Here is a 15,506-nt window from a genome sequence, read left to right as displayed (position 1 = left end):
ATTTACGATCAGTACATTTTTTTCTCAAACAAATAGTAATCAATGTAACCTATTGTATATTTCCAATATTGACAACTTTATATTTCAACACTCTGAAAACCATCCTTATGATGGTTTTTTTATGTTAATCTTCAACTTTTTTCTTTAACAGACAAATATACAAAAAAGTGTTTAAGAAAAAAGAGAACCAACAAATGATTCTCTCTTTAATTACGCACTTTATTTAAATAACTCTTATATGATAATAGTTTGATATTTTACCAAAATAATCCCAAGTACTTATACAATTTTATTTATTCGTTAATTAGAATTTAACCTTAAATCGTCATGAATACTTATTTAGCTAAATTACATTTGTATCCGATACAAAATTTGGCACAAATTAGGTCTATTGTCTCAATATTTACTGGAAAATAAATGTGTATCGATACCCTTGGCTGTGTTAAAGTACTTGTAGTAGGATAAAGTGTTCACAATAACAAACAAAGAGGAGCAATCGGATGCTTAATAAAAAAATCTTATCATTAGTTACTTTAGGATTATTAGCTTCACCATTAACTTTAGGAACTGTTAATGCAGAAGGACACGGATACAACTTATCGCATAAGACGATTGATCGTGAAGTTAGTAAGTCTTTCCAAAATGGAATTCTTGATTCTAACACGATTAATCAACTTGGAAATGAAATTAAAAATTCACGTTCCTTTTCAGTAAAAAACTTTAATACAATGAGCACAATGAACACTATGAGTTTTTCCACAAGTTCCGATGAGGACTTCATATTGGAAACAGAGCCTAACGAAGAGTTTTTTAATGCAGATAATACTTCATACGAAAAACCGTTACTAGGTCATTTACTATCTACTGAAGAGTATTATGATTATGATTTACATAAAGTAGTTGTACCAAAAGATGGACTTTTATATGTAGCTGGGGCAGATAACTCTGAAAATATTGATCTCACATTTGTTGCTTGGGAAAAGGATTATGTTGAGAGTGATAGATTTATATATTTAGATAATTGGACAGAAGAAGGAATTGAATATCAAGTATATCAGGCAAAAGCCGGTACTTATTATGTAGAAGTTTATGATTATGATCAAGAGTTAGACATTGATAATAACACAGAAGCAGATGAATATATTATCGCAACTGCATTCGAAGAAGATAACGTTGCCCCAAGTAAGCCGACTGTAAATAAAGTGGATAATAATGATAAAGTTGTGACAGGTAAAGCAGAAGCTAATTCTTCTATTAAAGTAAAAGTGGGAACTACTCAAATCGGTACTGCTAAAGCTTCTTCAACTGGAACTTATTCTGTAACAATCAAACCACAAAAAGCTGGATCTACTTTAAGCGTTACCGCTATTGATTTTGCAAACAATACAAGTGTAGCAGCAACTACTAAAGTTGTGGATGTGATCGCCCCAGCTAAACCTGTTGTAAATAAGGTTGATAATAATGACACAGTTGTGACTGGAAAAGCTGAAGCCTACTCAACTGTTACTGTTAAAAGAGGTTCTACAACAATTGGAACAGCAAAAGCTACTTCAACTGGAAGCTACAAAGTTGCTATATCTGTTCAACGTGCAGGAACAAAGCTGACTGTAGCTGCTAAAGATGCTGCTGGTAATACTAGTGTAGCAACAACTGTAACTGTCGTAGATGTTATTGCACCAGCTAAACCAAAGGTTAATAGAGTTGATGATAACGATTTGAAAGTTACTGGAAAAGCTGAAGCCTACTCAACTGTTACTGTAAAAGTTGGAACTAAAACTTTAGGTTCATCCAAGGCTACTTCAACAGGTAACTTCTCAGTTAAAATCGCAGCACAGAAAAGTGGAACTACGATTTCTGTAACTGCAAAGGATGCTGCTGGTAATACTAGTCAGACTACTGCTATAAAAGTTGTAAGGCATTAAGTAATAGAGCCAAGGATTAATTCCTTGGTTTTTTTTATTACCTTAAGCAATCAGGATTCAACCTTACCCATCTTTTCTATTTTGGTTTTGTTACAGGGATTGCTGGATAAAGAATCCATATATGCACATTTTTAAACCGATTCCTATTAGAAAGAAAAGTAAATTACCTTTAGCATTTCCCCCCACTACTCTTTACTACCTTGTGAAAATAGTAACATAAAAGATCGGTATATTATTTAGGTCATTATGAAATATGTATGAATGTTTAAGAGGACTTCAAATAACAAAAATTTACTTGAAGTCTCTTTTTTAAATATAAGCTTCTTCTTCAAGTTCTTTTAACTTAATTAATATATTCAAAAAAATTTTATTAGATATCGCCTCGGCCCAAGTTCCTTCAGAAAATCGTTCTCCTCTAACGTAACTTGTAAGAATAGATTTTAATAAATCTTTATCTGCTACTTTTATTAGTTCAATATGTGATTTTTGATGTTTATTCATTGTTTCTAAATAGTTCGTATCTATAAGATCTGACTGATAGAACTCATTAATAAATTCATCAACCCCACTATCATAGTTATATGGCCAACCATTCTTTGAAAAAAATTCAAAATCGTCTTTACTAAAATAATCAATATAATGTTGTATTCGTTCAATATTCATTTGTTCACCCCTTACTCTCTTATTATGTATTAAATGTAAAAAGAGAATCCACGAAAGATTCTCTTTTTTTTATTACTTCACAACACTAACTGTCCTGACCACACTTACATTTCCCTTTGTATCCTTCGCAGTAACATAAATTTTCGTGCCGACTTTTTGTTTAGGAATATAAGCTTTAAAATAGCCGGAGCTACTTGCTTTTACTGTGTAAGTTTTGGTTGAGATTTTAATCGTTACGATTGCATATCGTTCTGTTTTTCCTGATAAAGTTGTTGAATTGTATTTTACTGTGTTTACTGTTGGTATATTTGGTGCAACCCTCAAGACAGTCACTTTTCGAACAGCACTAACTTTTCCAGCACTGTCTTTTGCTGTTATGGAAATGATCATCCCCGAATTTTGTACTGGGATTGTGATTTTAAAGTTACCGTATTGATCGGCTTTTCCGTAGTAGCTTCTTGTACCAATTGTTAACGTTACAATCGCATTTACTTCCGCTTTTCCGGAAACGTATGTTGTTTTATTATTTACTGTGTTCGCTGTTGGTAAGTTAGGTGCGATTCTTTTTACGACAGTTGTTTTTGCAACACTACTATTTCCTGCGCTATCTTTTGCGTTGATCGAGATGGTTATTCCAGAATTTTGTACTGGTATCGCCACTTTATAATTCCCATAAGCATCCGTTTTTGCACTGTAGTTTTTGCCAGCTATGCTTACTGTAACGACTGATGCAACTTCGGCTTTCCCTCCAACTGTAGTCATTTTATTATCAACTATGTTTACTGTTGGTATATTCGGTGCAACTCTTTTTACGACAATCGTTTTCGGAGTACTACTATTTTGTGAATTGTCTTTTGCTGAAATAGTAAAACTCGTTCCCGCATTTTGTACAGGTATTGATATTTTGTAATATCCGTTTTGATCCGTTGTTGTAATTAAGTTTTTCTCACCTAAATTCACTGTTACTACAGAATTTACTTCCGATTTACCAGAGACTTCGAACGATTTATTTGTTACCGTATTTACGACTGGTTGACTTGGTGGAGTGACATCTGTTACTGTCATCAAATGAACTTCACTTACATTACCTGCTTTGTCAGTCGCCTGAAGTTCAAGTGTAACTCCAGCTTTTTGGGGTGCGATCGGAATGTTAAAAAAATAATCACTCCCGGTTACATCACTTCCGAGTAAGATACCATTCGCTTTAACAGTTACAGTAGAGTTCGGCTCTGCAACTCCTATAATTTCTTTCGTTTGATCTGTTAAAGTTGTAGGGTTTGGAATTTGTGGAGCTGTTTTATCAGCTACAAAAATCGTCGTTTCATTCGAAAAACCAGTTTTAAATACCTTGATTGTTATCATAGATCCTGCTTTTTGTTTCCCTAAAGTGGCTTCGAATAAGCCTAGATCATTTGCTTCTACACTTTGAAAATATGATTCTCCCGAAATCCAGACAGTTGCGTTAGATACAGTTTTTCCTTTTAATATAGAAGATGAATCTGAATATTCTTCCACTAACGGCGCATCAATCCCTACGTAGATGACCGCTTCTTCACTTCTATTTTCTTCATTATCTATAGTATTTAAAATCAGTTTAGTTCCTAAAGGGTATTGAACAATGTTAAATGAAAATTTACCAGTATCATCCGTTTTTACTTCCTTGATACTATTTTCATACTGACTATACAATCTAACAATTGTCCCCGGCTCTGAAGTTCCAGTTAAAGACGTTGAGCTAGTCGTAATCGGTTCAAATGTTGGTTTTTCAGGCGCAATACGATCCTTTATGATGATCGTTAATGGCTCACTCGAATTTTCACTTGAATCAATTAGCGTAATCGTTAAGATTGTTCCTTCTTTTTGGATTGGAATGTTGATTTCAAACTTACTGTCTTCCCCTATTACACCCTCTCCTATGATTTGCTCACTATTTTTCACTAAAACTTTTGAGCCTTTCTCTCCAGTACCTTTAATCATTGTCGATTTGTTAGAAACTTCTTCTAGAATTGGTGGAGATGGACTCGTACCATCTAATACTGTTGTATAAACTTCAGAACTTTTTAGTCCATATTCATTTGTTACAAATGCCTCAACCTTTTCACCTGCTGGTACTTTTGTAAATGATGTCAGAAAATCTCCGTTTTCATCAGCAATAACATCAATTTTTCGTTCCCAATCAGTATATTTCTGAATAATTGTTACCTTTTTTGATGGTTCAGCTTTTCCCGTTATGAATTGATCGTTATCTTTTATAGAATTCAGAACTGGTGCATTAGGAATCACTTTCTCAACAAGTCCTGAGCTCTCAGTTAAGTATGGTGTAATATTTACATTGAAATCAGAATTAGGTAAAGTAATCCTCTGATTAATCTCACTTTCTACTGTAGTCCCCCAATAATTTTGTGAGAGATCCATCGTATACAGATCAGAATTGATAATATTTACTAAATCATAAATATTGTTTCTAGAAAAAACATTGGCAGTCGAAGTGTTAATCCCCAACTTATTTTCACTAAAAGTATTATGGTAAAAATAGTTTACTAGTGACCAATAAGGTGCTTCTGAAAAAACTGCATATTTTTGAGACTTCTCTATTTCGTTATTAATGAAAATGTTTTTAGTGGAATTCTGTAAATTAATTCCGTCTTCAAGTGAGGATTGGATTTCATTTCCAATAAAATGATTATCGTTACCAAACAACATAATTCCCGTGCGATTCGAATTTAATTTACTATTTAAAATATCATTATTTTTACCAAGTACATATATTCCATTAAACGTACTATTGTTAATCGTACCATTTTCAATTTTGTTATTTTGGCCATAGATAGATAATCCTACTCTTGCATCATAAACCTCAAAATTTGCCAAGTGGCTATCTGATCCAATTGATATTTCTTCATTACGATCGTTTGACGTTTGTGCAAATTGGAAGACAACCTTCTCATCTGGGGACCCGTTTACAGTTAACTTCCCATCATCAGCATATATGCGTGTGTTCTCATTAAAAAGGACTGTTACTCCCTTTTCAATTGTTAAATTTACCCCATCATCTATTCCAATGTTACTGTTCACTCGATATGGACTGTGATCCTTTGTCCATATTGTATCTGTTGTAATTCTCCCACCAACAACGGTTCCAACTTCAGCAAAAACGAAGCCTTGTTTCCAATAAGTTAGAACAATACACACGACAAAAAGGCTTACCAATCGTTTTTTTAACTTCTTCATACTTCTCCCTTTCTGATCTTTTTTATTTCATCAAAGATAAACTCGTGATCAATTTCTGTTTTACTAGTTTCATTAATTTATAAAATCACGGTTTTCCATGGATCCTTCCGATAGTTTAGTAAAATTTCAAAAGATGTATTTGCTTTCTATCTTAATCTGATTTTAATTTTAACATATTTAATTGGCGATAATTACAGTAATAAGTCCTAGTATATTTTTACTAGTAGTTCGATGATATCAATTTTATTTTTCATCATAAATTTTAGTAACCAATGGCCGGAAACACTTCTACAGTGCTTCCCTTTTTTGTTTTGACTCAGTTTTTCCTTATTTTTTAACTAGTACACAAGTACTCGTCCTAAAAGACTAAAAAGTAATTTAGCGTGATATGACAATGTGAACAAGCATACACATAAACTATTGATTCCCACATTTCTCCATTTAAATAGATCGAATAAATTGTATAGGAGGTTAAGAATGATTGTATTTAATCATGTAAATAAGTTTTATGGCGATTTTCAAGTCTTAAAAGATATTAATCTCACAATCAATAAAGGTGAAGTGGTTGTTGTAATCGGTCCGTCTGGTTCTGGTAAAAGTACTTTGTTGCGCTGTATTAATCATCTGGAATCGATTAATGACGGAACGCTTACAGTAAGTGGGATTTCAGTCGGGGACAAGAAAACAGATCTCAATAAGTTAAGGCGAAATATTGGAATGGTTTTTCAGCATTTCTATTTATATCCGCACAAAACAGTGCTTGAAAATATCACTCTCGCTCCAATGAAAGCTCTGGGTCAATCAAAAGAAGAAGCTGATGAAACAGCTAGACATTTTCTGAAAAAGGTTGGGATTTTAGAGAAAGCCAAATCTTATCCTTCCCAGCTTTCTGGTGGCCAGCAACAGCGTGTAGCAATTGCACGTGGTCTTGCGATGAAACCGGATATTATGCTTTTTGATGAACCTACTTCAGCACTCGATCCTGAAATGATTGGTGAGGTGCTAGATGTAATGAAGACACTTGCCAAAGAAGGCATGACGATGGTTGTCGTAACGCATGAAATGGGCTTTGCCCGAGAAGTTGCCGACCGAATCGTCTTTATGGATGAAGGCCGAATTTTAGAAGAAGCAACTCCGGCAGAGTTTTATGAGAACCCGCGTGAAGAACGGGCTCGCTTATTTCTCAGCCGTATACTAAATCATTAATAGGAGGTAAGTGGAATGTTTCTAAAAAAATTCATGAAAATGGCGTTAGTTTCAACAACGGCCGCCTTAGTTCTTGCAGGCTGTGGTGGAAAGGATGATTCGAAAAGTAAAGATGCTCTAACACGAATTAAGGACGATAAGAAAATCGTATTTGGCGTAAAATATGACACTCGTTTATTTGGATTGAAAAACCCTTCAACAGGTAAAGTCGAAGGATTTGATATTGACCTTTCCAAAGCACTGGCTCAAGAAATATTTGGCGATGATGTGAAACCTGAGTACATAGAGGTTACGTCAAAAACTAGGGTTGGCCTTTTAAATAATGGAAAAGTTGATGCGGTTGTCGCTACAATGACCATTAATGAAGAACGTAAAAAAGAAGTAGATTTTACTGATGTTTACTTTAATGCTGGACAATCTTTACTTGTTAAAAAAGGCAGCAAAGTTCATGGACTAGCTGACTTGAAGAAAGGCACAAAAGTACTTGCTGTTAAAGGGTCCACTTCTGCTGTAAATATTCGCCAGAAAGCTCCTGATACAACAGTCCTAGAATTCGAAAACTATGCAGAAGCTTTTACAGCTTTAAAAGCAGGTAAAGGTGACGCCCTTACAACAGATGATTCGATCCTTTACGGTATGAAAGAAGAAGATCCTTCATTTGAATTAGTAGGCGGAACGTTTACAGAAGAGCCTTATGGAATTGCTGTTAAGAAAGGCAATAAAGAGCTTGTCGATGCACTGAATAAAGCATTAAAAAACTTAAAAGCTTCCGGTAAATATGATGAAATTAAAAATAAATGGATTAAAAATTAATAATTTATACCATCATCAGGCTCTGCAGCGTCCGTGATATCATGGGCCTGCTTTTCCTGATATTTAGGAGGAAATCCTTTGATTGATTTCTCGATACTAACAGAACATATGGAGTATTTTTTAGAAGGATTAAGAGTAACTATTTTAACTAGTTTAATTGCTTTATTATGTAGCTTTATTTTAGGAACTATTATTGCTGTCATGCGAATTGCTCCAATTAAACCGCTCAACTGGTTAGGTTCGATCTATGTTGAATTTATCCGTAATATCCCTGTACTAGTTGTCGTGTTTTTCACTTACTTAGCTGGAAGCTTTAGTGGAATGGTTGCAGGAACAATCGGATTAACCATCTATACAGCAGCCTTCATTTCCGAAGCAATCCGTGCCGGTATCCTCTCTGTTCCAAAAGGACAAATGGAAGCTGCCCGCTCAACAGGCTTGACTTACGGACAGGCAATGCGAATGATTATACTTCCCCAAGCGATCAAAATCGTCATCCCTCCCCTTGGCAACCAGTTTCTAAATCTAGTAAAAAACTCATCATTGTTAGCAGTCGTAGCTGGTGGAGATTTAATGTATCAAGGAGATCTAATCTCTGCGATGACATATGTAACGTTTGATACTTATATTTTCGTAGCCTTATTTTATTTAGTCTTAACAATTCCATTAAGTATCGGCGTAAATTATTTGGAAAAACGTCTGGCTAGAAGTAATTAAGGAGGTGTATAGATGGAATTTCTGCAGCCGTTCGCTGATGTATACACACTAGACCACATCAAATTTTTACTAGAAGGATTTTGGGTTACGCTTAAAGTTGCTGCCGTTTCAATTGTACTCAGCTTCATAATTGGCGGACTAATTGGAACACTTAGATATACGAAGATTCCGGTTGTTACGCAAATACTAACTGCGATCGTTGAGACGATTCGAAACTTACCTTTACTACTGATTATTTTCTTTACGTATTTTGCCTTACCGGAAATTGGGATTGAAATGAAAATAACAACAGCAGCCATTGCAGCATTGACCGTTTTTGAATCGGCAATGATTTCAGAAATTATTCGAAGTGGTTTAAACTCAATTGAAAAAGGACAAATTGAAGCAGCACGTGCATCTGGCCTGAATTACATCCAAACATTACGCTACATCATCCTGCCTCAAGCATTGAGAAGAATGGTTCCACCGATTGTTAGTCAATTTATTTCTTTATTAAAAGATACATCGTTAGCTGTTGTGATTGCATTACCGGATTTATTGCATAATGGACAAATTATTTATGCGCAGAAGGAATCGTATGTCATCCCTGTGATGGTGATTGTTTCGTTGATGTATTTTTTTGTTAATTATGTTCTATCGTTGGTTGCACGTAGATTGGAGATCAAGCAGTCATAAGAAATCCGGTTCTTTGGTTGAGCCGGATTTTTTATTTTGAATTGAGTCACACTACATTTTCTGCGTATACGGTCCCAATATTTAACAATTCCCCATAATTTCTAATAAATGACTGTGTTAGATCGCCAAACTTTAATAAAGTGATGTTTCTTGGGATTATATAAATGACATTGGCTATCCAATTTTTCATTTTAAAAATTTACCATTAAGATTTCCAATTATCACAAATAATGAAATAAAACCTTTTAATGACAATTTAAAAAATACATTTTCCTATGAAGAAATAATCATTAATAAAAAAAACAAACAACAGTAATAATAAAAGTAAATAAAGTCAATAAAAAACAAACCCCGTTTCAACTTGAAATAGGGCTTGTTGCTATTCTGAAAAGAGTTCGTATGTTATTTGTGTCCTTATATGTTAAACATTTACTTTGGCATTTCTTATTAAAAATTTACTATATTCAAGAATATTATCCCTTGTTTTTTTCGATTGCATTTTTCTCACAATATGATTAATAATATCATCTTGATACTTTTTATCTGCCTTGAAAAAGTTACTAACACTGGTAACTTGTTTAGATTCAAATAGTGTATCATATTTGTCTGTTATGATAAAAATCAATTCAATTATTAGTTCTTTAATCAAAATATCTATATCATCTTCTTTATAGCTTGAAATAAAAGCTCCATATTCAAATTCTGTTTCTGTTAAAATACTTTTATCATTTTGTATATTTGATATGTCATGTATATCCTTATTTTGCAAACGATAAAGAAACCCAAAAATTGCAAGTAATATATAATATCCATTTTTCAATATATCCGCTTCTGAACTGTTCGAATGTTCTTTTTTGAGTTCGTCAAATATTCTTTTGAATCTATCATTAAACTTTATTAAATCAACAATGAATTCTTGCTTGTATTTATACTTTGAATATTTTTGTTTATAAATGGAGGTATAAATTTTATTATTTTCAAAAATTGCTTTTTTGTTTGATCTTGCTGTTCCTGGTCTTTGTTGAACAAACGATAATATTAATTGACCAAACTCCTCATTCTTTAGCTTAATAAATTCTTTGTTATTTTTACTATCACCTCGTTTAATTTGAAAATCGATTTTATAGTTTTTCAAGAGATTGTTTAATTCCAACATTTCAGGAGTGTTTGATTTTAAGTCACTAACTTTAATTGGCTTTTGAGAATTAGTAGTCTCAGCTATTTTAGTAAAAAATTTAGAAGTATCATGCTCTTTTTTACTACGCACTATTTTGCATGGAATAAAAAATTCCTTAGTATTAGTACCTTTATATTTACCTATTAAGTTAGTCGTTTGACCTCCATTTACTATGGAAAAGTTTTCAATATGCACCTTATCACCATCAACCGAAAAATCTTCGCATGCAATTATTAAACCATTATTCATAAACCAAAAATTTTCTCTATCGCTATTTAATGTTTCGTTGATACCTTCATCTACTAATTTATTTCGGATATATTTTCTAATATTTAAATCAAAAAGTCCATTATCTTTAAATTGATTATACATTTTGGTTACCGAAGTGGAACTAATATTTACAAGGATACCTTCGCTTTCACTAGATTCATACTCTAAACAATTTTTTGGTTTATCAATTTGTATTTTAAAATTACTAACAGTTGTAATATTAGTATTTATTTGTTGTATTTTTGATTCAATTTCTTCAACATCATTTATGGAAATCATTTCAAAGCCAAAGTTTATACTATCATTTTTAATTTTTCTTTTAAATCGTTGATGATCAATTTCAACAGGAGCATAAAAAGAATATATAATTTGTCCATTATCAGGTAACCTATCTAAATTTTCCTGAAGCAACTTACTTATCTCAGAATTATATGATCCGGTATTATGATTCTTAAAATCTTCTACAGTTCTATCAATCTTCGAATACTCATCAATTAGAGTTTGAACAGAAATTGTTTTGGAATATTTACATTGCCCTAAATGTAAAATGTCATCTTCCTCATCGTAAAAAATAAAATCAATTCCACCATCATTTGAACCATTAGTTATTAAATTCCTAATATCCATATAAATTTTATCTAGCGTTTTTTCCTCAAAATAAAAATATTGTAAAATTAGATACTCAAATGCTTGTTCGTCATTTACTTTTATATTTTTTATATTTAGAAATGAAATTATATTATCTATTTCATTCTTAATTATATTTGACATTAAACTACTCCTTATATCTGTAATTTTAATTTAATATTAGCTTTTCAATATAGCACTTCTCTTATTATAATTCTACCTATTCAAAAAAGTTAAATCAATATCAATTAAAAAATGGAATTATTTGAGTGGTTAAACATGAATCATAAATAAAATTACTTTTTCCGTATAATCAATTAACATTAGTCTGAAATCCAATGACTATACTTTCGTCTTATGATTATTCTTCAACTTATTTATAGATACTATCAAAGTTAATGGCGTTTTCAATTTTACGTAGTATTAGATGAATTTTGGAATTAGTTGATCTAGCGCCACCATTTCTACTTTATTTTTATTATACTAAAAAAACTTGTAGACAAGTGGTAAAATAACTTTGTCTACAAGCTTAAGCTGCTCCTTAAGTAACAGCTATTAACTAAATTAAAGTATTAAATTAAATGGATCTTCTGTCCAAAATGGATGTCTTAATATAACACAAGTTTAATTAGACAATAAAAGTACTGGTATTGGGCCAATGCGTAAAAATTGTCCCTATCTGGAACTAGTACTTTTAAAGCATTTGCTGGAAGTGATTCAGGTATCGCTGAAGCTGTTAAGTGTAAAAATGTCACCACAATTGCACCTATACTTGCAATTGCCATTTTCTTTGGTTTATGTAGAATATATTCCGGTAATTTATCACTACTTATTAATACTGTTGCTGACCAGTTAGGTATAATTCGATGATTAACGTCATGTATAAACGCACCGGCACCTACTGACGAAGCCCCTACATTAAAGAAAAATCCTAATCAAAACGAAAAACGGGAAGTAGCATCTCTTGCACATGCATTTAACTCTTCTAATTTACGAAATGCACCCATTCCTTGTACTTTTGGTGCATGAAACATACGAGCTGCCCCAACACCAGTTCTTACTCCTACAAATGTTACAATAATAATTGATTTAAAAATAATCTCAGACAATTCCATAGAATTCACTGCCTATCTAGAAGATTGTTTTCCGCTTAAAATTGACTTTAACAACCTTTTGAATGGTTAATTTGTTCAATTTTAATCTGCGATTTGTTCTCGATGAATAGATCGATAAACCATTGCTGATACTTGTGCAGTTAAAGATAGGCATCGTGTATCATCCATATTAAATTTCTCTTATTATTTAGACTTGAATATTATTCAACAATTCTTTACATCTAACCGCGTTGTCACTTTTTTGTAGTAGTACATCGATTTGTTTTTCCTTCATTTGATTATAACGACCTCTCCTTCTCTGAAAATAAATTTCGGTTTAAGTAGTTTTTTACAGATCAATTCTTTACCCTCAGGATCTAGTAAATTTACATCTTCACTAACAAGCTCAAATACAATTAGATTTGCTCTATTTCCAGGACTAAATGTTTTTTGTTTTTTAAGATCCGTTGAATTTTTTGTGAAATTTTTAACAATCATTTCTAGAGGATAACCACAATCTTGTAACTTATGCATCTTTTTCACTAAGCTACTGATTGGATTCTCATCATATTTAACATATAATTTTATGCATATAGTAAATGGAAAGTCATAACTTGATTTAAACTTTTTCATTGTTTCGAAACTAATTCCTAATTTTTCCTGACCGATTATTGCCCCTGGTAACATTTCGTCTGAATCACTTATTTCTCCGTATTTTTTATTAATGAAGGTATGCGTTACCCAGTCTCCTTTTTTTATAAATGTAAATATCTCTTCTAAATTCGGAGGAGGATTACCTGGATAAATCATAATCGGTATGCTCAAAACATCTGCTAATATCCGAGCATATTCAAGTGTCTTTATCCCACCATCATTTACAACTAAACTACTCACCCGTACTATTAAACATATTATTCCAAATTGGCTCATCAATTCTCTAACGATTTCATTCTTCATTAAATCACTCAATTCTTTAATTTCCGAAATTTCATGATATAATCCTTTTCTTGAAATATTTAAGAATGATAATATTTCTGGTCCTCTCTGATAAAAAACATCTTCCTTAAAAATTGAAAAATTACTAACCCCTGCCCCCCCAGCTTCTAAAGATGCAACACCTTGTTGAAGTCTGATTAAATCTAATTCAATTCCTTGTTTTATAATGTCTTTAACCACTTGTACATCAAGTTCGATAAATCCTGGAACAATATAACACCCTTCTACATCAATAAATTCTAAGTCTTTAAGTTGCATTAAATCTTCTAATTTAAAAATCTTACCATCTAAAATGGCAATATCACGTTTTTCAATTTTTAATGATTTAGTATTGACAACATAACCATTTTTGAGAATGATTGGATTTATCATATTGAACACATCCATTACTTTAAATATTGGTAAAGTGTAATCATTTCTTTCTCATTAAACTGAATCTCTTTTTCTTGTAAAATTTGTCTTAGCATCTCAATCTGTAGCTTTTTTACTTCAAAGTTATGTAATTTTGTATATAAATTTTGTTCATATTGTTTTTTGAAGTAGAAACGATGTACCATAAAAAAATACGTAATATAAAAGCACTTTTCTGACCCCCATCTATTTCGTTTGTAAAAGCTTTCAAAATTTCATGGGAGATTTCAAATCCTTTTAGTAGTATCTCTTGACTAATTGCTTCGGAATCATCACGTCGTAATTCTGATGGCTCTAGTTTACTAGGCTGTTTTTTTGGTTCCTTATTAACTATTATTTTCACATATTCCTTGATACCCTCTAGATCACGCATAGTTGGAATTGGTTCAACAACCACGACCTGAATATCAGATTCAATTGGAAATACACTAACAATCAAATCGATATCTTCTATTTTACAAAACTCTTCTACATCTAAAAAGGAACAATGCGTTACTAATTCTCTTTTATCATATGTTTTTCAACAACTTAAAATATAGGTTGAAGCTGTTCATCCAAAATTAGATCTGTTTCAAATTCATTATATTTTTCATAATTCTAGTTGTGATTTTATATATTGGGTATTTATTTAGATTAGTTAATAATAAATGCTCTAATAGAACACGTAGATTAATATCCTGACCTCTTGGACGATAATCAATTTGCTTCTTGCGCTCAAGCTAAATTATCCATGAGTCCACATATTCCTCAACTTGGTTTTAATCACTTAATAAAGTGTTTCGACTAACACATAATTTTTTCGCTAATTCCGCTACAGAAATATCCTCACTTTGCATCAACAATAGCATTTTAATTCTTCTTACTCGAGGTGATTGATCAGGCTACATGCTAATTTGCTCAATTTGCGTGAACTGCTCTCTTAATTTATTTCAGATATTATCATTAAACCCTACCCATAAACCTTTATTCGTTTGTGAATGCAAAAGAACACTTTGATCTTTAAACCAACTCCTAACATTTTCTAAATCATATTTAATTGTTCGCGTACTAACCTGAAACTCATTAGACAGATCCCTTATTCGAACAGAAGATCTCGCATCAAATAGCTTTGTCACAATTTAAAGTTCCTTTACCGTTAACATATTCATCACAGTTCTACAGTAATAAAAATGCGTATCCGTTTACACTCATATTATAATTTGATTCAATCGAGGTAAACAGTCAAATGTTTTCTCCTTAATTAGTGAAATAATTCTTCAAATATATTATCGTTCCTTTTAATCTTTTTTACAGATTTATGAATTTTATTGGTTTATCATTAAATACCTAATCCACCTGAGAACGGGTAGTTATCTCCACAGTTGAAAGTTTTTGTTACTTACCAAAACCTAAAGGAGTCTGAAAAAAGTATTACTTTTTCTGAAATCTTCAATTCGATCAAAAACACCTTGTACATTCTAATAGTATTTAAAATAGATAAGGCGTTTCGGTTAAAACTTAATTATAAATTTTTATTGTAATTTTGGACAAGATATTGTGCTAACGCCGTTGTGACAAGATTTAATCTCAACCTACTTGAATTAGTGAACTCTACCAAGTCAAATTACCAATGACTATAATGTATAATCACCTATAGTCATAAATAGCGTGGAAAAACAATATTAAGCTATGTCTTTGTACTAATTAGCCATAGTTAATATTAAA

The 15,506-nt window shown here is 32.0% G+C and carries 11 protein-coding genes and 1 pseudogene; 5 read left to right on the top strand and 7 right to left on the bottom strand.

Going from position 1 to position 15,506, the window contains the following annotated elements; genetic code table 11:
• Positions 1-500: 500 nt before the first annotated feature.
• Positions 501-1,922 carry an Ig-like domain-containing protein gene (locus COC46_RS06000; RefSeq protein WP_098808831.1) on the top strand — a complete coding sequence of 474 codons (1,422 nt, stop codon included), beginning with the start codon at positions 501-503 and terminating at the stop codon, positions 1,920-1,922.
• A gap of 309 nt (positions 1,923-2,231) precedes the next feature.
• On the opposite strand, the gene COC46_RS05995 is transcribed toward COC46_RS06000, so the two are convergent.
• Positions 2,232-2,585: a DUF6508 domain-containing protein gene (locus tag COC46_RS05995; protein ID WP_098808830.1), complete on the bottom strand. Its 354-nt coding sequence runs from the start codon at positions 2,583-2,585 to the stop codon at positions 2,232-2,234.
• Between the two features lie 72 nt (positions 2,586-2,657).
• Positions 2,658-5,816, bottom strand: coding sequence for an Ig-like domain-containing protein (locus COC46_RS05990; protein WP_098808829.1), 3,159 nt, complete (start codon positions 5,814-5,816; stop codon positions 2,658-2,660).
• 477 nt (positions 5,817-6,293) lie between these two features.
• On the opposite strand from COC46_RS05990, the gene COC46_RS05985 reads away from it, so the two are divergent.
• The 4 genes from COC46_RS05985 (at position 6,294) to COC46_RS05970 (ending at position 9,227) form a co-directional block, all read left to right on the top strand.
• On the top strand, positions 6,294-7,022 hold the full coding sequence (locus tag COC46_RS05985) for an amino acid ABC transporter ATP-binding protein (RefSeq protein ID WP_098808828.1): 729 nt from the start codon (positions 6,294-6,296) through the stop codon (positions 7,020-7,022).
• 15 nt (positions 7,023-7,037) lie between these two features.
• Complete coding sequence (locus COC46_RS05980; RefSeq protein ID WP_098808827.1) at positions 7,038-7,835, top strand: transporter substrate-binding domain-containing protein; 798 nt, start codon at positions 7,038-7,040, stop codon at positions 7,833-7,835.
• Positions 7,836-7,913: 78 nt separating this feature from the next.
• Positions 7,914-8,552 (top strand): amino acid ABC transporter permease, encoded by a 639-nt coding sequence (locus COC46_RS05975; RefSeq protein WP_098808826.1) that lies wholly within the window; start codon positions 7,914-7,916, stop codon positions 8,550-8,552.
• A 12-nt stretch (positions 8,553-8,564) separates the two neighbouring features.
• A complete protein-coding gene (locus tag COC46_RS05970) occupies positions 8,565-9,227 on the top strand; it encodes an amino acid ABC transporter permease (protein WP_098808825.1) in 663 nt (220 codons plus the stop codon).
• 421 nt (positions 9,228-9,648) lie between these two features.
• Here the strand turns inward: COC46_RS05970 and COC46_RS05965 are convergent, their stop codons facing one another.
• The 5 genes and pseudogenes from COC46_RS05965 to COC46_RS23085 form a co-directional block, all read right to left on the bottom strand.
• Positions 9,649-11,445, bottom strand: coding sequence for an AIPR family protein (locus COC46_RS05965; RefSeq protein ID WP_098808824.1), 1,797 nt, complete (start codon positions 11,443-11,445; stop codon positions 9,649-9,651).
• Between the two features lie 464 nt (positions 11,446-11,909).
• Positions 11,910-12,308: pseudogene (locus COC46_RS05960) on the bottom strand (DUF4311 domain-containing protein).
• 378 nt (positions 12,309-12,686) lie between these two features.
• Positions 12,687-13,763: an amidohydrolase family protein gene (locus COC46_RS05955; protein ID WP_098808823.1), complete on the bottom strand. Its 1,077-nt coding sequence runs from the start codon at positions 13,761-13,763 to the stop codon at positions 12,687-12,689.
• 112 nt (positions 13,764-13,875) lie between these two features.
• The gene (locus tag COC46_RS05950; protein WP_098808822.1) at positions 13,876-14,241 is read right to left on the bottom strand and encodes a hypothetical protein; all 366 of its coding nucleotides are present in this window, start codon (positions 14,239-14,241) and stop codon (positions 13,876-13,878) included.
• A 319-nt stretch (positions 14,242-14,560) separates the two neighbouring features.
• On the bottom strand, positions 14,561-14,656 hold the full coding sequence (locus COC46_RS23085) for an HTH domain-containing protein (RefSeq protein WP_369700020.1): 96 nt from the start codon (positions 14,654-14,656) through the stop codon (positions 14,561-14,563).
• Positions 14,657-15,506 lie beyond the last annotated feature (850 nt).

The sequence above is a fragment of the Bacillus sp. AFS041924 genome, assembly GCF_002577195.1.
Taxonomy (GTDB): Bacteria; Bacillota; Bacilli; order Bacillales; family Bacillaceae_G; genus Gottfriedia.
The sequence above is the reverse complement of the archived record's forward strand: the minus strand, read 5'-3'. Positions and strand labels throughout refer to the sequence as shown.